This window comes from Streptomyces sp. NBC_00568, from assembly GCF_026341855.1.
Lineage (GTDB): Bacteria > Actinomycetota > Actinomycetes > Streptomycetales > Streptomycetaceae > Streptomyces.
On record NZ_JAPENW010000001.1, the window covers coordinates 635,353 to 654,073 of the forward strand.

The window sequence follows — 18,721 nt, forward strand, 5'->3', positions numbered from 1 at the left end:
CCCGGCGTCCGGTCCGGCGCCCGCGGGGACGCCCCTCGCCCGGCCCGCGTCAGCGGCCCCCGGCTGGGGCGGAACCCGATGGGCGCCCGTACGGATCTCCGGGTCCCACACCCCGACGGAGCGGTGCGCACCGCGCGGATCGGCCTGCTCCACGGGGTCCTCCTCCGGCTCGGTGGTACTTCGGTTCATGGCGTCGGTTGTTACTCGTCCGTCAAGCACGATAGGCGCACACGGCTCTAGTTCAAACACCCGAAACTGAGGGTAAGGTAAGGCTTACCTGCTAACGATCGTGAAGCGATGGTTCCGCATGTCCGCTCCCGCCCCGACCGCCGGCACCGCCACGGCCGCCCCGACCGGCCCCGGCACGCCGCCCGCCGCCGTGTCACCCGTGGCGGAGGCGTACGCGCGGCTGAGTGAGGTCTTCCCGGACCTGAGCGTCAGCGAGCTGGCGGCCGGAGAAGGGGCTCCACGGGGCGTGGGCTGGGCCGCCGCCGCCGGGCTCGCCGAGGGCGGGCCCGAGCTCGACGCGTTCCTCGCCTGGGACGAGGCCCAGGTGATCCGGGACTACGGACAGCGGGCTCGGCCCGATGTCGTGGCCGGCTTCGGACTGCACCGGTACGCCTGGCCGGCCTGTCTGCTGATCACCGTGCCGTGGTTCCTGCTGCGCCGGGTGCCCCGGCTGCCTGTGGAGCACGTCACATATCAGCGCGAGCTCGGCCGGATGGCCGTTCGGGTCACCACGTTCGCCTGCCTGCCGGACGATCCGGCCGCCGGCCTGCCGGGCGCCAGGGTCGTACCGGACGAGGAGGCCCTGCGGGCGGAGGTGCGGGCCGCGGTGGCCGAGCACCTGGAGCCGGTCCTCGGCGGATTCGGTCCGCGGATGCGGCGGCGCGGCCGGGCCCTGTGGGGCATGGCGACGGACGAGATAGTCGAGGGCCTCTGGTACGTCGCCGGTCTGTTCGGCGAGGAGCCGCGCGCGATGCGCGAGCTGGAGACGCTGCTGCCCGGCTCGGCCCGGCCGTACGTCGGCTCGCCGGCCTTCCGCGAGCTGACCGGTCCGGACGGGGAGCCGCTGCCCACCCGCGACCGGGTGAGCTGCTGTCTCTTCTACACACTGCGCCCCGCCGAGACGTGCGCCACCTGCCCGCGCACCTGCGACGCGGACCGGATCACCAAGTTGACGGCCGCCGAAGCGAGTTGAGTCGCCCTGGGCGAGCGCCGGTCCCGGCGCGCCCCGGTATCACACCGGTCGAGCCCGCCCTCGGAGCGCGCTCCCGGATGACAGGCGATTCACAATTTCCTCACTTGTCGCGGGAACTTTCCGTGGAACCATTCGTATGGGTAGTCTTATTCGTACTCAACTCCCGTCCCTCGCGCGGCAGTTCGAGCAGAAAGTCGCCCTGCGCATCCCCTGGCACTCCCTTGGCGGCCTCTTGCCCCGAAACCCCCTGAGGGCCGACGTGATTGGGCCACTATGGCGGGCGTTACGCCCTATCCCAATGCAAGGGACCCCAGATGAGACTTACCGACATATCGCTGAACTGGCTGCTTCCGGGCGCCGTTCTGCTCCTGGGCCTGCTGGCGGCGGTGGCGGTGCTCGCGCGCGGCAAGCGGTCCGGGGACAGCACGAGCAGCGACGACTCGTGGGAGCGCACCGAGGAGCGCCGCAGGCGTAAGGAGGCCATCTACGGCACGGCCTCCTATGTGCTGTTGTTCTGCTGTGCCGCGGTCGCGGCGGCACTCTCCTTCCACGGCCTGGTCGGCTTCGGCGAGGAGAACCTCGGCCTCTCCGGCGGCTGGGAGTACCTCGTCCCGTTCGGCCTGGACGGCGCGGCCATGTTCTGTTCCGTTCTCGCGGTGCGCGAGGCCAGCCACGGTGACGCGGCACTCGGCTCCCGCATACTCGTGTGGACCTTCGCCGGTGCCGCCGCCTGGTTCAACTGGGTGCACGCGCCCCGGGGCATGGCCCACGCCGGCGCGCCGCAGTTCTTCGCGGGCATGTCCCTGTCGGCCGCGGTGCTGTTCGACAGGGCGCTGAAGCAGACCCGTCGTGCCGCGCTGCGTGAGCAGGGCCTGGTGCCGCGTCCGCTGCCGCAGATCCGTATGGTCCGCTGGCTGCGCGCGCCCCGCGAGACGTACAGCGCGTGGTCGCTGATGCTCCTGGAGAACGTCCGCTCCCTGGACGAGGCCGTGGACGAGGTGCGCGAGGACCGGCGCCAGAAGGAGCAGACCCGACTGCGCCGCCGGAACGAGCAGCGGGTCGAGCGAGCGCACCTCAAGGCGCTCAGCCGTGGTCACCGCGGCTTCGCCGGACGCGGTGGCGCCCGGGAACTGGAGACGGCGACCGTGGAGCGCGCGCCCTCCCAGGCCTCCGCGGAGCCTGCCATATCCACCGCGGAGCAGCTGCCCGTACTCTCGCGGCCCTCCCTCTCGCCCGTCCGCAAGAGCACTGAGCCGATCACCGTCGACCTCACCACGGAGGACGACACGATGGCCCTGCCGCGGCTCGACTCCCTGGAGCGCAAGCTCAAGGACCTCGAGCAGCAGTTCGGCTAGGCGCGGATCCGAGCCGGGCGACAGCCCGGACGGCCCGGCCGGAATCTCCGGCCGGGCCCGGACAGGACGACGGCGGCGCGGTGTCCCTACACCGCGCCGCCGTTCAGTTCGAACCACACCGCCTTGCCCACGCCGTGTGCCCGTACGCCCCACGCGTCCGCCAGGGACTGGACGAGGACGAGACCTCTGCCGTGCGTACCGTCGTCGGCGTTCGGTACGCACAGTCTGGGCCTGCGTGCCACGAAGTCCCGGACCTCCACGCGGAGTCCGCGCGGTCCGACGGTCGCCGTCAGGACGGCGTCGTCGTCGGTGTGGATCAGGGCGTTGGTGACGAGCTCGCTGGTCAGCAGCTCGGCTATCTCGGACCCTTCCGGCTGCCCCCACTGCCGTAAGAGCTCCCTCAGCGCCTTGCGCGCCTCGGGCACCGCCCGTAGATCCGCCTTCCCCAGCCGGCGCCGGAGCTGCCCGCCGTCCGGCTGTTCCGTCGCCCCGTCGGACGCTTCCTCCACTGGATCCGTGGAGAAGGCCCCCCTGGTCATGGGACCACCTCCTGATACCTGCCTCTTCATGACCCCCGCCTGCGTGCCGATGTCGGGTCCCTTCCTGCTCGAACACGTTCACGGGGATCCATGCCCCATCGGGAACGTGACAGTCATGTCGAATCGTCAACCGCCCCCCGTACGGTCACGGGTGCGCGACGCCCGCCCGGGGAAGTGAAGGGTGGGACAGAGCCGTCCGAGCACCGAGGAGCCGCCGTGCACGACGACCGTTCGCTGGTGGAGGCGCGCCTGGAGCGCGCGCTGGGGCAGTGCCTGCGCCCGGCGCAGTACGCCGAACGGGTGCCGCTGGCGCTGTCCGTGTGGCATGTGCCCGGCGAGCCGGTGCCCGTCGACCAGGCGCTCCAGGCCTCCTACGAGCCGTTCACGGCCGGCACGGTCTGGGGAAAGCCCTGGTCGACGAGTTGGTTCCGCATCGAGGGCCGGGTGCCCGAGGAGTGGGCGGGCCGCCCGGTCGAGGTGGTGATCGACCCCGGGTTCACGGGGGACGGACCCGGTTTCCAGGCGGAGGGGCTGCTGTACGACGCCGCCGGCATCCCCCTCAAGGGCATCCACCCGCGCAACCGCCACCTCACCGTCGGGTCACCGGCGAGGGGAGGCGAGGCGGTGCATCTGCTGCTGGAGGCGGCGGCCAACCCCGCCGTCCTGCACGGCTTCGAGCCCACGCGTCTGGGAGACGTACTGACCGCGGGCGATCGGCCGATCTACCGATTCGCGGCTGCCGACCTCGCCGTACTCGACGAGGACGTGTGGCATCTGGTCCTCGACGTCGAGGTGCTCTCCGAGCTGATGTACGAGCTGGATCCGCAGCGGCCGCGGCGGCACGAGATCCTGCGCGCGCTGGAGAACATGCTCGACGCCCTCGATCTGCACGATGTCTCCGGCACGGCGGCGGCGGCACGGGCCGAGCTGGCGGAGGTCCTGTCGCGGCCCGCGTCGGCGAGCGCGCACCGTGTCTCGGGGACCGGGCACGCGCACATCGACTCGGCGTGGCTGTGGCCGCTGCGCGAGACGGTCCGCAAGGCGTCCCGGACCTTCGCCAACGTCACGGCGCTGGCCGCCGACTACCCGGAACTGGTCTTCGCCTGCTCGCAGGCCCAGCAGTACGCCTGGGTGGAGGAGCACCAGCCACACATCTGGGAGCGCATCAAGAAGGCCGTGGAGGACGGCAATTGGGCGCCCGTGGGTTCGATGTGGGTGGAGTCCGACGCCAACATGCCGGGCGGTGAGGCGCTGGCCCGGCAGATCGTGCACGGCAAGCGGTTCTTCCGGGAGAAGCTGGGCGTCGAGACCGAGGAGATCTGGCTGCCGGACTCCTTCGGCTACACGGCCGCCTTCCCCCAACTGGCGAAGCTCGCCGGTGTCCGCTGGTTCCTCACCCAGAAGCTGAGCTGGAACCAGTCCAACAAGATGCCCCACCACACCTTCTGGTGGGAGGGCATCGACGGCACCCGGGTCTTCACCCACTTCCCGCCCGTCGACACCTACAACTCCCAGTTCCACGGCCGCGAACTCGCCCACGCGGAGCGCAACTTCGCGGAGAAGGGCCGGGCCACCCGCTCGCTCGTCCCGTTCGGCTGGGGCGACGGCGGGGGCGGCCCGACCCGCGAAATGCTGGAGAGGGCAAAGCGGTTGCGGTCCCTGGAGGGCTCACCGCGCGTCGAGGTCGAGAAGCCGTCGGCGTTCTTCGCCGCCGCCGAGGAGGAGTACGGGGTCCACGCACCGGTGTGGTCGGGAGAGCTGTATCTGGAGCTGCACCGGGCCACCTACACCACGCAGGCCAAGACCAAGCAGGGCAACCGGCGCTCGGAACACGCGCTGCGCGAGGCCGAGTTGTGGTGTGCCACCGCCGCTGTGCGCGATCCGTCGTACACCTACCCCCACGACGCCCTCGACCGGCTCTGGAAGACGGTACTGCTGCACCAGTTCCACGACATCCTGCCCGGCTCGTCGATCGCCTGGGTGCACCGGGAGGCCCGGGAGACGTACGCGCGGGTGCTGACGGAGCTGGAGGAGATCACCGAGGAGGCCGTAAGGGCTCTCGGGTCCGGCTCACCGGCGGTGCTGAACGCCTCGCCCTACGAGCGGACCGAAGTGGTCGGGGACGGGCTGGTGACGGTCCCGGGGCTGGGCGGCGCCGCCGTACGGACCGGCGGCGGAGCAGAGGTTCGGGTCGAACAGGCCGACGGCATCATCGTGCTGGAGAACGACCGGCTCCGGGTGCGGATCGACCGCGACGGGCTGCTCACCTCCGTACGGGATCTCGCGCACGGCCGGGAAGTGCTGTGCGGTCCCGGCAACCTGCTCCAGCTCCACCCCGACCATCCCAACGCCTGGGACGCCTGGGACATCGACCGGCACTACCGGCGCACCCACACGGATCTGACGGCCGCGGAGTCGGTGGACCTGGTGGAGAGCGGGCCGCTGCGGGCGGCCGTGCGGGTCACCCGGGCCTTCGGCTCCTCCCGGATCACCCAGGAGATCCGGCTGACGGCCGCGAGCCGGAGGCTGGACATCGTGACCGACGTCGACTGGCAGGAGTCGGAGAAGGTCCTCAAAGCCGCCTTCCCGCTCGACGTCCAGGCCGAACGGTCCGCCGCCGAGATCCAGTTCGGACACGTGCACCGTCCCACCCACGCCAACACCGGCTGGGACGCGGCCCGTTTCGAGATCTGCGCCCACCGCTGGCTGCGGGTCGCGGAGGAGTCGTACGGCGTCGCGGTGCTCAACGACTCGACGTACGGCCATGACGTGACCCGTAGCCCGCATGCCGACGGCCTCGGCACCACCGTACGGCTGACCCTGCTGCGCGCCCCGCACAGCCCGGACCCGGAGACCGATCTCGGCACGCACCGGTTCACGTACGCGCTGCTGCCGGGGGCGGGTGTGGGGGACGCCGTGGCGGAGGGGCTCGCGCTCAATCTGCCGCTGCGGCAGGCCGCGGTGCCCGCGCTCGAACCACTGGTGAGCGTCGACGACCCGGCCGTCACCGTCGAGTCGGTCAAGCTCGCGGAGGACCGCAGCGGCGATGTGGTGGTGCGGTTGTACGAGTCCCGGGGCGGACGGGCCCGCGCCCGGGTCACCGCGGGCTTCCCGGTGGCCCGGGCCGAGGTGACCGATCTGCTGGAACGGCCGCTGCGCGAAGCTCCTTCGGAGATCGAGCTGCGGCCGTTCCAGATCCTCACCCTGCGGCTGCGGCCGGCCCGCTAGGACAGGAGAGCGGGAAGGGCCGGGCCCGCGGTGCGCGTGCCCGGCCCCGGAGGACGGACGCGGTCACTTGCCGCCGGCGCCCGGGGTGCGGATGTGGGTGATCTTGTGGTTGCGGTCCAGGTCGACGACGAGCTTGGTGGGAGCCGACACACCCCAGGTGAGGGTGATGCCGACCCGGCCTGCGGTGCCGTTGCCCTTGACCGTCCACTTCAGCGGGACGTTCTGGGCGCGCAGGATGCCGTCCGCGTGGTTGCGGTCCTCCCACTTCGCCACCTCACGCAGGCCGTCGGCCCGGAGGTAGAACTTCCGCAGTTCGGTGGCGAGCCTGCCACCGTTGTCCGGGTCGCTCTTGGCGTCGATGTAGGCGCCGTAGAAGTCGGCGACCCGGGTCACGTCGTCCGACGACTTGCCGTTGACCGTCCGCTGCGCGACGGCGCCCGCGGCCGTCCCTCCCGTCGTCGCCTGTGCCGACGCGGTGAGCCCGAGCGGCAGCGCCACGGCGGCGACGAGACCGGCGATCAGAGCGGTGCGACGGACGTGCTTGCGGGCGGTCGTGTTGCTGTTCATCAGTGTGCTTCCCCGATTTCGATGGTTCGGAACTGCGTCGCGGTGTGCGGGCGGCCCCCTCGACCCCCGTGGCGTGGGGGCCGCTCCGGCGACGCCTTGAGCATCGGCGGCCCCGCGGTGCGGGCACAACGGGCGGCGCCCCATCCGCAACGGTGGAACCATCCCAGGCCTTCCGACCTCTCCTTATGGGGAGTGCCTGGGATGCCGTCCTGGGACGCGAGGCAAGGGGAACCGGTGTCGTCCCAGGACGAGGTGGAGGAGTTCGCGGCGCTGCTGCGGCGTCTGAAGGCCCGCACAGACCGCAGTTACGCGTCACTCGCGCGCCGCCTGAACATGAACGCCTCGACGCTGCACCGGTACTGCTCGGGGGACGCCGTGCCGCTCGCCTTCGCACCCGTGGAACGGTTCGCCGCGTTGTGCGAGGCCAGCCCGGCCGAACGGACCGAGCTGCACCGGCGGTGGATCCTGGCAGTGGCGGCACGGCAACGGCCCCGGCCGGCGACCGAGTCCGTACCGGGAGTCACCGAAGCCCGCGCGGCGGGCGGCGAGGACCCCATGGCCGACGGGGCACCTGAGCTCGTGTCCGCACCGGGTGCCGACTCCGCTTCCACACCGGGTGCCGACGCCGTATCCACGCCGGCCGCCGACACCGTGCCCGCACCAGCCGACGACTCCGTGCCCGCGGGAGTGCCCGACCCCTCGCCCGGTCCCCCGGAGACCCCCGCGGAAAGCCTCCCCGGCTCGTCGCGGGAGCACGGCGCGGCGTCGCGCCCCGCCTCGCGAAAGCCCTGGTACAGGCGCCGCGTGACGGTCACCGCGGCTGTCGTGACGGCGCTGATCGCCACCCTGGGCAGCCTGTCCGCCCTGCCGTCCGGGCGCTCCTCGGCCACCGGCGACGACCAGGCGTCCGGCACGAAGACCGCGAGGACGGCGGGCGCGCGGCCCGGCTCCCCGACACCGTCCGCCCACCCCTCCAGCACGCGCGGCCGGCCGTCCGGCACGCCGTCCCCGAAGGCATCCGGCAAACGAGACGCCTCGCCGGGCCCGTCCGCGAGCCCCTCCCCCCCGGCCGGCTCCGCCGCCGTCCCCCTCACCTGGACCGTGAACTCCCATCGCTGGGCGGTCGGCTGCGCCCACAACTACGTCCTCGACAAGGCGCCCGAGCAGGTGCCGCCTCCACCGGCCCCGCAGGACGCCTCCCCGTGGGCGCGGACACAGAACGGGGTGCACGGCGGCCAGACGCTCGTGGACATCACCGTGCAGGGGCAGACGGACGCGGCCGTCGTCCTGGAGTCGCTGCAGGTCCGGGTCGTCGGACGCTCGGCCCCGCTGAAAGGCACCGCCTACTCCACGGGCGGGGGTTGCGGCGGCAGCATGGGCCCCGGCTCGTTCGCCGTCGATCTGGACATGGACCGGCCCATCGCCCGCCCGGTCCCGAGCGACGACGACGGAACGGGCTCCCGGACTCTGCGCATGCCTTTCCGGGTGTCTGTGAAGGACCCCCAGGTGCTGATGATCGACGCCCAGACCGAGGCCTGCGACTGCCGCTGGTATCTGGAGCTCGCCTGGTCCTCACGGGGTCGCACCGGTACGGTCCGGATCGACGACCAAGGTGTCCCGTTCCGCACCAGCGGCATCAAGGGCCTGCCGCACTACTGGTACAGGGAGAAGGGCTGGACCCTGCTCCCCGACTGATCGAGATCCGCGGCACACCCGACCGGTACCAAGGGCTGTCCCGTAATCCTTGCGATGCACCGCATCTGACGCCGTGCGCTGATCCACCGGGCATCGTGCGCCGGGGCGGTCCACGCCCCGGCGCGTGCGGCACCCGGCTGCCGCACGTACAACCATCGGGCCCCGGGGCGGGTCTGCCCTGTCATGCGAAGACTCATCGTCGCCGGCGCCGCGCTGCCGGCCGCCCTCGCGGCTTCCGTCCTTCTGCCCCCGGCCGCCGCCCACGCCCGCACACCGACGCCCGCCGCCGACTTCAACGGCGACGGCTACGGCGATCTCGCCGTCTCCGCGCCCGGCGCGGCGATCGACGGGCACACCCTGGCCGGGGCGGTCGTCGTCGCCTACGGCTCGTCCGCCGGGATCAAGTCCTCGCGGACGACGATCGTCAGCCAGAACACACCGCGCGTGCCGGGTGTCGCCGAGGCGTTCGACCGCTTCGGCGCGTCCACCGCGGCCGGGGACTTCAACAAGGACGGATACACCGACCTTGCGGTCGGCGCGCCCGGCGAGGACATCCCGCGCGGTGACGACTGGGGCTCGGTCACGGTGCTGTGGGGCAGCCCGAAGGGACTCGGCGCGGGCGGGGCGCTGAGCCAGCCGCTGGGCATCGAGCAGACCGGATTCGGCACCGCGGTCACCGCCGGGGACTTCGACGGGGACGGCCATGCCGACATCGCGGCGAGCACGGGCAGCGGCACCCACCTGTGGCTCTACCTCAACCGGAGCACCGGCCAGTCCGGCGAAATGGGCTTCGTGCTCACCGACTTCGAGGCGTCGGCGATGCCCGCCACCGGCACCGGCGTCACCGCGCTCGCCGCCGGGGACGTCGACGGCGACGGCACCGACGACCTGGCCGCCGTCACCAACCCGCTCAGCGGCTCCGGCGGCGCGCTCTACCTCTCCCCCGGGGTCCCGGCGAACCGCCGCGCGGCGGGCGACCTGCCCCCGGCACTCTCCCTCGCCATCGGCGACGTGGACGGCGACGGCCACGACGACGTCGTGTCCGGGCAGCCGTACGGGCGCGAGGAGGTGAACGGCGCCGGGGACGGCGGCAGCGTGACCGTGCTGCGGGGCTCGGCGCAGGGCGTCGACGGCCGACGGGCGGTCGTGATCACGCAGAACACTGCCGGGGTGCCCGGGGTCGTCGAGGAGGGCGACCGCTTCGGCTGGTCCGTCGAGCTCGGCGACGTCAACCGGGACGGACGGGCCGACCTGGCCACCGGCGCCATCGACGAGGGCGTGGGCCTGACGGGCTTCACCGGCTCCGTCACCGTGCTCCCCGGCTCCGCGAAGGGCCTGACCGGCACCGGCTCGTACGCCTTCCACCAGGACACCCCGGGCGTGCCCGGCGTCGCGGAGTCCCGCGACTCCTTCGGCGAGGCCCTGGCGCTGGCCGACACCGACCGCGACGGGCGGCTCGACCTGGCCGTCGGCGCGCCCGGCGAGAACGGCTGGTACGGCGCGCTCACCTCGCTGCGCGGCGACGGAGTGCGGATCACCTTCACCCGCGGGGTCGGCTTCAGTGCGGAGACCATCGGGCTCGCCACCGGCGAGGACTGGTACCCCGAGTTCGGCGCGCCGATCAGCGGCTGAGCCCGGACGCTCGGGCAAGGGGGCGCGTTCCGGTGCGCACACCACCGGGACGCGCCCCCTTGCCGTTCCAACGCGGGCCGACACGCGGCGAGTTGCGAGGTGATCACACCCGCCGCGCGGCCCGACCTGCCAGGATCGATGGGATGTCCTCACCCTTCTCTCCCGGTCCGTGGCCGGTGTCGCTCGGCACTCCGCGGCTGCTCCTGCGTCCCACCGAGCCCGCCGACGTACCCGTGCAGTCGCGGCTCTGGACCGACCCCGAGGTGCGGCGTCACCTCGGCGGGCCGGTGCCGGGCGAGGTGCTGCGCGCCCGGGAGCGGGGTGCACACGTGGGAGACGGCCGCCGAGCTGCTGCCCGACGTCGCCTGCCGGTCCGCCACCCGCGGTCGCCCCGTCGCGGCACGAGGGATGAGCGGAGCGAGTAACTCCCACTCCAGATCGGTGAGTTCATGGCGGCGTGTCACCCCACTCTGATCCACCACCCGATGATCTTTGAAGGCGGACCCTAGGGGCGCGGCATGTTGCGCAGGTTGGAGCGGGCCATCTGCACCATCCGTCCGACGCCGCCGTCCAGCACGATCTTCGAGGCCGAGAGCGCGAAGCCCGTCACCATGTCCGCGCTGATCTTCGGCGGGATGGAGAGCGCGTTCGGGTCGGTGACGACGTCGACCAGGGCCGGGCCCTTGTGGCGGAAGGCGTCCTTGAGGGCGCCGGCGAGCTGCTTGGGCTTCTCGACCCGGACGCCGTACGCGCCGCACGCGCGGGCCACCGCCGCGAAATCCGGGTTCTTGTTGGCGGTGCCGTAGGAGGGCAGCCCGGCGACGAGCATCTCCAGTTCGACCATGCCGAGGGACGAGTTGTTGAAGAGAACGACCTTCACCGGCAGGTCGTACTGCACGAGGGTGAGGAAGTCGCCCATCAGCATGGAGAATCCGCCGTCGCCGGACATCGACACGACCTGTCGCTTCCGGTCGGTGAACTGGGCGCCGATCGCCATCGGCAGCGCGTTGGCCATCGATCCGTGCGAGAACGAACCGATCACCCGGCGGCTGCCGTTGGGCGAGATGTAGCGCGCCGCCCAGACATTGCACATCCCGGTGTCCACCGTGAACACCGCGTCCTCGTCGGCCAGTTCGTCCAGCACCGAGGCGACGTACTCGGGATGGATCGGAACGTGCTTCTCGACCTTGCGGGTGTACGCCTTGACGACCCCTTCGAGGGCGTCCGCGTGCTTCTTCAGCATTTTGTCGAGAAAGCGCCTGTTCCCCTTGGGCCGCACACGCGGGATCAGACAGCGCAGGGTCTCCTTCACATCGCCCCACACCGCCAGGTCCAGCTTCGACCGGCGCCCCAGGCGCTCGGGCCGCACATCGACCTGGACGATCTTGACGTCGTCCGGGAGGAAGGCGTTGTACGGGAAGTCGGTGCCCAGCAGGATGAGGAGATCGCACTCATGGGTCGCCTCGTACGCCGCGCCGTACCCGAGGAGCCCGCTCATGCCGACGTCGAACGGGTTGTCGTACTGAATCCATTCCTTGCCGCGCAGCGCGTGCCCGACCGGAGACTTGATCTTCTCGGCGAACTGCATGACCTCGGCGTGCGCGCCCGCCGTGCCGCTGCCGCAGAACAGGGTGACCTTCTCCGCCTCGTCGATCATCGCGACGAGCTTGTCGATCTCGGTGTCGCCGGGCCGGACACTGGGCCGGGAGGTGACGAGGGCGGTCTCGATCGTCTTGTCCGGGGCGGGCTCGGCGGCGATGTCGCCGGGCAGCGAGACCACGCTGACGCCGGACTGGCCCACCGCGTGCTGGATGGCGGTCTGGAGCAGTCGCGGCATCTGCTTCGGGCTGGAGATGAGTTCGCTGTAGTGACTGCACTCGCGGAAGAGCTGGTCGGGATGGGTCTCCTGGAAGTAGCCGAGGCCGATCTCGCTGGAGGGAATCTGCGAGGCGAGGGCCAGCACCGGGGCCATGGAGCGGTGCGCGTCGTACAGGCCGTTGATCAGGTGGAGGTTACCCGGACCGCAGGAGCCGGCGCAGGCCGCGAGTTTCCCGGTGATCTGGGCCTCGGCGCCCGCGGCGAAGGCGGCGGTCTCCTCGTGGCGGACGTGGATCCAGTCGATGGCAGCGTTGCGCCGGATCGCGTCCACGACCGGGTTGAGGCTGTCGCCCACGACTCCGTACAGCCGCTTGACACCCGCGCGGACGAGAATGTCGACGAACTGCTCGGCGACGTTCTGCTTGGCCATGGCGCACGCACCTCTTCGTGATCCTCGAAGCCCTCGGGCGTCTCGGGTCCCCCTGGTTCCCTGGTCCATCCCTGGGTTCCATGAATTCACACGGTGCGCGGTTACGCCTCCCAGACGGCGGCGGCGGTCCGGTCGTCGGCGTATCCCTTGACCCGCACCAGGCTGTCCGCCAGGAAGGCGGCCAGGCCGGGCGGCTCCGCCGTCGACCACCGTGTCGTCAGGTACTCGGCCAGCTCGGGTTCGCCGCGCAGCGGCTCCGCCAGGCCGTTCGTGCACAGCAGGAGCGTGTCGCCCGGGCGGGCGACGGAGGCCCGGAACCGGAAGGGGGCGCGGGGCGGCCGGGGGGCGGGTTCGTACGGGCTCGGGGGTGTCGTGATGCCCAGGTCCATGGTGAGCCGGTCGCCCTCGGGGGTCTCGTGGGGCAGCGACCCGAAGCCGACCACAGCCTCGCCGGTGGTGTCGGCGACCCGCGGTTCGATGTCCTGCCACTCGCCGTCCCGCAGCCGGAACAGGCCGCCCGGGCCGACGCCGAAGAACACCCGGGTACGGCACTCCGGGTCGGCGGGCAGCAGCAGACAGCGCAGGCCGGCGGTGTACTCCTCGGGTTCGACGCCCTGCTCCGCCGCGCTGGCCCGCAGTTTTCCGAGGCTGCGGTCGGTGAGCCGGTGCAGGCCCGACTTCAGGTCACCGCGCCGGGCGGCCCGGATGTCGTCGGACAGCCGCGCGTGGCTGCGCCCGACGGCCCGCGCGATCCACTGACACGCCTCCGCCGCGGCCCGGTGCGCGCCCGGCGTGGCCCGGGCGCCGGTCGCCATCGCGACCAGGACGAGCGCCTGCTCGCCCGCGCCGAACCGCGCGGTGAGCAGCGAGTCCCGGCGCGGTTCGCCCCGGTAGCGCGCGGAGTCCCCGCGCACGGACACGGCCCGCAGGGTGCTCGTCCCGTACCGTGCGCCGTCCAGCACGGTGTCGGCGACCAGGTCGTCGAGTTCGTCCGGGTCGGCGGGCGGGAGCGCGGTCGGTTCGGCGTCGTAGGTGGGCGGGCCGGAGCCGACGTGGCCGACGGAGGACGGCTGCCCGACGACGGAGAGGGCGGTCTCCCGAGGCTCGCCGGGCGCCCTGTCCTCGGGGTCCGCGTCGGGGGGCGGTGGCCGGAAGCCGCCGGTGGTGCTGGGCAGCGCTGGGGCGGGGGGCGCGGCCGGGGGGACGGCGGGAGCCGACACGGGTTTCGGCGGTACGTCCGACGGCGCCCTCGACGCGGGCACCTGGGGTGCGGGCGGCTCCGGTGACGGATCGCTCCGGGTGTCCCGGGACGCGTCCGGGCCGGGCTCCTGGGCGGTGAACCCCGGCGGCTTCGGGCCGGGCGGGAAGGGTGCGGGGGCGATCGGGTCGGGGGCGCGGTCAGGGGGCGCCGGCTCCCAGGGAGCGGGCTGCGGGGTGGGCCCGCCCCGGCCTGCCTGGCCGATGTCGGAGCCGGGAGGCGGCACCGGGCCCCGCTCCCATCGGCCGGGCCGTGACGCCGCCTCGTCGCGCGGGGTCGCGCCGGGCCAGGGCACGGAGGCCGCGGTGCCACCGGGCCGCCCCGGTACGGCGGGAGGCTGCCTCGGCAGGAACGGCGGCTGCTTCCCCGTCCCGGGGGAGGACGGCTCCGGCGCGGTGGGAGGCCGCTCCGGGTGCGGCGGGCCGTCGGGGCCCGCCGTGTCGGGCCGCGGGACGGACCCGCGTCCCGGCAAGGGACCCGCACCCGGACTCGGCGCGGACCGCGGATCCGAAGCCGAAGCCGGACCCGGCGCGGACCGCGGATCCGAAGTCGGCCTCGGGTCCGGTCCCGATGCCGGACCCGGTCCCGATGCCGGACCCGGCTCGGGCCCGGCGCCCACTGTCCCCGCCGCCGACGCGAACCGGTCGTCCAGGGAATCGGCCACGGGCGCGGGCCCCGTGTCCTCGGTGGAGTCGTCGTACAACTGGCCCCACCAGTCGTCCTCGTGACCGGTGGGCTTCTCCCCCTGCTGGCTCATGCCCGTAATTGTCCACCGCGACCGCCGGTTGAAAACGGTGCATCCGGAAAAACCGGCCAAGGTGCGGGCCGTCGAACGGCGCGTCGAGTGAATCGCCGAACAGGAATTCGTACAAGAAACGTGTGCACACATGACCGCCGGGCGGTCCCACCCCCCACGGGAGAACCGCCCGGCGGCGTCCGGGTGACCGGGGCCTAGCGCACTTCGTAGGCCCGGGTCACGGTCTGGACGACCGAAATGCCGTTGGCGTCGGTCAGTTCGGCCCTCAGGGCGACCTGCTCGCCGTCGGCTCCGGCGTGATCGACGGTCGCGGTCCACCGCCCGTCACGCCGGGACATGTCGGCCGGTCTCCAGGTCTGCCCGTCGTCGTAGGAGTACGACAGCTTCACGGTGGTGAGCGCTCCGGGCCGGTAGCCCGCGTGCCCCGTCGCGGAGAGCGAGATCCGCTGACCGTCCTTCGCCGGCAGGGTCTTGAGGCCGTCCTCGGGCAGCACATAGCGCGGGAAGAGCAGCGGAATGCCCTGCGAGTAGGCGTCCTCGTCGAGGTGCGAGCGGAAGGACCAGGTGGTCACGGTCCGCGGGGACCGGTTCCAGACCCGCGAGCCGATCTTCTGTGTGGCGAGGGTGAGACGGTACGAGGAGTCGTCGGCCGGGACCTCGAACACGCCGTACGGGACGGAACTCTCGCCGATCGTCTCGCCGTCGCGCTTCAGCTCCATGGAGCCGATGTCCCCGAATCCGCCCTGGACGCCCTGGTGTTCGGCGTCGCCCCAGAAGCCGGGCGCGACCCCGATCAGATTGTCCTGGCGCTCCGCGGCGAGAGCCTGCTCGCCGGAGGCGTCCAGCGGAGCGACCGGCGAGAGGACCCCTCCGTACCACTCCTCGGTCCGGCGCTCGCCCTTCGTGTAGCTGCGCACCGGGTCGATCATGAACTCGCCCCAGGGGAAGCTGCTGGACACCTGGTGCCCCCAGCCGGTGGTGCCCGCCGAGGAGTACTCGGTGCGCTCGAAGGGTGTCGGCACGGTCTCCAACTCACCGAAGTAGCCGGTGAGTCCGCTCGGACGGGTGACGGAGGGCAGGTCGATGTAGTCGGTGGCGGTGCCCATCGCCCGGTAGGTGGCGCGGGTGGCCGCCAGGTCGCGGTCGTGGACCCGGTAGGTCAGGTCGTGCTGGATCCGTCCCGTCTCCGGGAAGGCCAGGTTGTAGATGTACGGGCTCTTGGCGGTGGCCTTCCAGCGCAGGGTCACGTCCGGCGCCGCGAGCAGGGCGCGTGCCTCGTCGGCGGGGACGGCCAGGACCGGAAGGGGGCCGCCGGTGAAGCCGGTGGCCGGGTACCAGCGGCCGGGTGCCTCGCGGTAGGCGAGGACCGCGACCGCGCCCGCGGCCTTAGCCGCCGACGCGACGGCGGTCGCGCTGCCGCTGTCCGGCAGCTTGACGAGCGCGATCTTCCCCTTGGCGCCCGCCAGTTCCTCCGCCGTACCGGATCCCGCGTCGACGAGTCCGGCCCGTCCGGTGCCGTCGAGGTTGGCGGAGGACGTGGAGCCGGTCACGGGGTGCAGCGACGGGCCGCCCACGACGGCGAGTTCGGAGATCTGCGGAGCCGCGGCCCGCCAGAAGCTGTCGAACTCGAAGGTGCCGTCGCTCGCGCGGCCGTCGACCGAGGCGTAGTAGCCGCGCAGGGAGCGGCCGCCCGCGGCCGTTCCCGCGTGCAGCCAGGTGTCGTCCCAGGAGCGGGCGAACCCGAGGGTGGCTCCGCGGAGTTCGGAGGGCTTGTCGGTCTTCACGCTCAGCCGGTGGGCGGTGCGGGCGTCGAGCACGACGGTGGTGTCCTTGCGGATCTCCAGCTGCGGACGGGCCAGATATGTCAGCGAGTCGAGGAGCGTGCCCGCCGTCTCGGGGGTGGCGACGAAGCTGGAGAGGAAGTAGCTGCCGGGGTGTATCTCGTAGGTCTGGTCGGTGGCGCCCTCGTTGAAGCGCCGCTCACCGCTCGCGTCGTCCGTGCCGATGAGGTCGACGGAGGATGCGGAGCCCGCGGGCCGTCCCAGGCGGTCGATCAGCTTGACGCGGAGGGTGACCGTCTCCGGCTGGATGTAGAGGGAGAAGGGGGTGGAGACCGCGACACCGTCGGCGGTGGCCAGGACCCGGCCGGTGATGTCGCCGTACTGGGCGCGGGCCAGGGACGCGTTCGGGTCGAGTTTCAGCGGGACCGTGACGGTGGCGCCCGGCGCGACCGTCACCGAGCGGGCGCCGAGCCGGGCGACCGTCGAGCGGACGGCGGATCCGTCGTTGCCGGTGACCCCGTCGAGCTCGAGCCTCAACTTCACGGGTTTGTCAGCGGTGTTGGTGTACGGCACGTCGACGGTCGTACGGTCGCTGCCGTCCTGCGGCCAGGTGAAGGAGCCGCCCTGCACGGCGGGCGAACCGAGCACCGTCGCGTCGACGGCGGCCTTCACGTCGAGGCGTCCGCCGCCGGTCTCCCGCACGTCGCCGGGGATGTCGGCGTCCGCGGAGGAGACGAGGGCGGCCTTGATCTGCCGGGCGGTCCAGTCGGGGTGGCGCTGCTTGACGATCGCGGCGGCACCCGCGACGTGCGCTCTGGACCGGACCTGGCACACCCGCCGGAACCGCGGTCGACCACCAAGGAGGCGACCAGTGCTGACCACGCGGAGCTCGCCAAGGAATTTCCGGTGGCCGGCGGCAACATCAAGAACATCGTCCTGAACGCGCGTGCCGTGCACCAGCTGCCTCCTCAGGTTTCCTTGGGTTCGGCAACCGACGTGTCGCGGATCCAGCCCTCACGTCGTCTCCGCCCGCACCGTGGAGAACCGGTAGCGACATCGCTTCCGACATGGCCTTCGAGGTCGCCATCGACGTACCGCTCATGGACCGGTAGGCGTGGACGCCGCGGCCGCCCGCGTCGGCGGCGGAGATCGCCACGCCCGGCGCGGAGATCTCCGGCTTCAGGGTGTGCGAGCCGTAGGCCGGTCCGCGGCTGGAGAAGGACGCCGTGGAGTCGTCGCGGTCGACGGCGCCGACGGTGAGGACGCCAGGCGCGCAGCCGGGCGAGGACACGGAGTTGAGGCCGGGGCTGGTGTTGCCGGCCGCGATGACGAAGAGGGTGTCCGTGTTCGACCTGGCGAGTTCCTCGGTCGCCGTACTCATCGGGTCGGTGCAGTCGGTGCGGGCGGGGTTGCCGAGGCTCATCGAGACGACGTCGGCGCCCTGGTCGACCGCCCATTGCATGCCGGCGATGATCCACGATGTCTCGCCGGAGCCGTAGTCGTCGAGGACCTTGCCGTTCAGCAGGTCGGCCCCGGGGGCGACGCCCTTCTTCGTGCCGCCGCTCGCCGCGCCGGTGCCGCCGACCGTGGAGGTGGTGTGGGTGCCGTGGCCCTGGTGGTCGCTCGTGTCCTCGGAGTCGGTGAAGTTCTCGGAGGCGGTGACGCGCCCCTTCAGGTCGGGGTGGTCGGCGTCGACGCCCGTGTCGAGGACGGCGACCTTGGTGCCCTTCCCGTCGTAGCCCGCGGCCCACGCCTCGGGTGCGTGGACCTGCTTCGTGGAGCGGTCGAGGGTGGCCCGCACCTTCTCGTCGAGCCAGAGCTTCTTCAGCGAACCGGCCGCGCGGGTCCGGGGGTTCGTGATGTCCGCCCAGAACTCGGCGGCCTTCTTCTTGTCGGCCCTCAGCGCGACGCCGTCGATCGGGTCGAGGACGAGACCGCGTTCGGCGCCGCGCGGGGCGGCCGGGACACTGCGGGCGACCGAGGTGGCGTACGTGGCGATGAGCGGCAGCGCCGAGGTGTGCGCGTCGTCGTAGCCCTGTCTCACCAGGCCCGTGACGTTGAAGAGTTCCTCGTCGACGCGGCCGGCCGCGAGGGCGGCGACGGCGCCCTCCGGATAGACGTACAGGTCCTTGCCGGACTGCCGGGTCTGGGTGAAGGGGGTGGTGCCGTCGGCACCGGGCAGGGCGGTCGCCCCGTCCTTCGTCACCAGGACACGGTCGCCGGTGACGAGCGTGACGACGGCGCCCGAGGCGGGGGTCCCACTGCCGGTCAGCGGTCTCGGCTGCTGTGCCGCCGCCGTGGGTACGGCTGTCGTGACGGCGAGGACGGCGGCGGTGGCCGCCCCCATGGCCGTACGCGAGATCCCTCTCCCCAAAAGTCCCACTCCCCAAGGTCGGTCCGTCCGTGTCCGCGAGCCGGTGCGGCCGCGAGCCGCGGAAGCCGGTACGGCCCGCGTTCGCG

The 18,721-nt window shown here is 72.5% G+C and carries 9 protein-coding genes and 2 pseudogenes; 5 read left to right on the forward strand and 6 right to left on the reverse strand.

From position 1 onward, the window contains the following. The first annotated feature begins 307 nt into the window (after positions 1-307). A complete protein-coding gene (locus OOK38_RS02760) occupies positions 308-1,201 on the forward strand; it encodes a (2Fe-2S)-binding protein (RefSeq protein WP_266763677.1) in 894 nt (297 codons plus the stop codon). 314 nt (positions 1,202-1,515) lie between these two features. Then, on the forward strand, positions 1,516-2,556 hold the full coding sequence (locus OOK38_RS02765; protein ID WP_266763676.1) for a DUF2637 domain-containing protein: 1,041 nt from the start codon (positions 1,516-1,518) through the stop codon (positions 2,554-2,556). Positions 2,557-2,642: 86 nt separating this feature from the next. On the opposite strand, the gene OOK38_RS02770 is transcribed toward OOK38_RS02765, so the two are convergent. After that, complete coding sequence (locus OOK38_RS02770) at positions 2,643-3,065, reverse strand: ATP-binding protein (protein ID WP_266765910.1); 423 nt, start codon at positions 3,063-3,065, stop codon at positions 2,643-2,645. A gap of 246 nt (positions 3,066-3,311) precedes the next feature. Here OOK38_RS02770 and OOK38_RS02775 point away from each other — a divergent pair, with 246 nt between their 5' ends. Continuing rightward, positions 3,312-6,323: a glycoside hydrolase family 38 C-terminal domain-containing protein gene (locus OOK38_RS02775; protein WP_266763675.1), complete on the forward strand. Its 3,012-nt coding sequence runs from the start codon at positions 3,312-3,314 to the stop codon at positions 6,321-6,323. 63 nt (positions 6,324-6,386) lie between these two features. On the opposite strand, the gene OOK38_RS02780 is transcribed toward OOK38_RS02775, so the two are convergent. Continuing rightward, a complete protein-coding gene (locus OOK38_RS02780; RefSeq protein WP_266763674.1) occupies positions 6,387-6,890 on the reverse strand; it encodes a hypothetical protein in 504 nt (167 codons plus the stop codon). A 234-nt stretch (positions 6,891-7,124) separates the two neighbouring features. Between OOK38_RS02780 and OOK38_RS02785 the strand changes: the two genes are divergently transcribed. Together OOK38_RS02785 and OOK38_RS02790 are read left to right on the forward strand one after the other, a co-directional pair. Further along, complete coding sequence (locus OOK38_RS02785; protein ID WP_266763673.1) at positions 7,125-8,585, forward strand: helix-turn-helix transcriptional regulator; 1,461 nt, start codon at positions 7,125-7,127, stop codon at positions 8,583-8,585. A 183-nt stretch (positions 8,586-8,768) separates the two neighbouring features. Further along, on the forward strand, positions 8,769-10,217 hold the full coding sequence (locus OOK38_RS02790; protein ID WP_266763672.1) for an FG-GAP-like repeat-containing protein: 1,449 nt from the start codon (positions 8,769-8,771) through the stop codon (positions 10,215-10,217). Positions 10,218-10,722: 505 nt separating this feature from the next. On the opposite strand, the gene OOK38_RS02795 is transcribed toward OOK38_RS02790, so the two are convergent. The 4 genes and pseudogenes from OOK38_RS02795 to OOK38_RS02810 form a co-directional block, all read right to left on the reverse strand. Continuing rightward, a complete protein-coding gene (locus tag OOK38_RS02795; RefSeq protein WP_266763671.1) occupies positions 10,723-12,465 on the reverse strand; it encodes a pyruvate dehydrogenase in 1,743 nt (580 codons plus the stop codon). Positions 12,466-12,566: 101 nt separating this feature from the next. After that, a complete protein-coding gene (locus OOK38_RS02800) occupies positions 12,567-14,480 on the reverse strand; it encodes a protein phosphatase 2C domain-containing protein (RefSeq protein ID WP_266763670.1) in 1,914 nt (637 codons plus the stop codon). Positions 14,481-14,674: 194 nt separating this feature from the next. Continuing rightward, positions 14,675-17,071, reverse strand: a pseudogene (locus tag OOK38_RS02805) (peptidase); the annotation flags it as partial. A gap of 268 nt (positions 17,072-17,339) precedes the next feature. Continuing rightward, positions 17,340-18,608: pseudogene (locus OOK38_RS02810) on the reverse strand (S8 family serine peptidase); the annotation flags it as partial. Positions 18,609-18,721 lie beyond the last annotated feature (113 nt).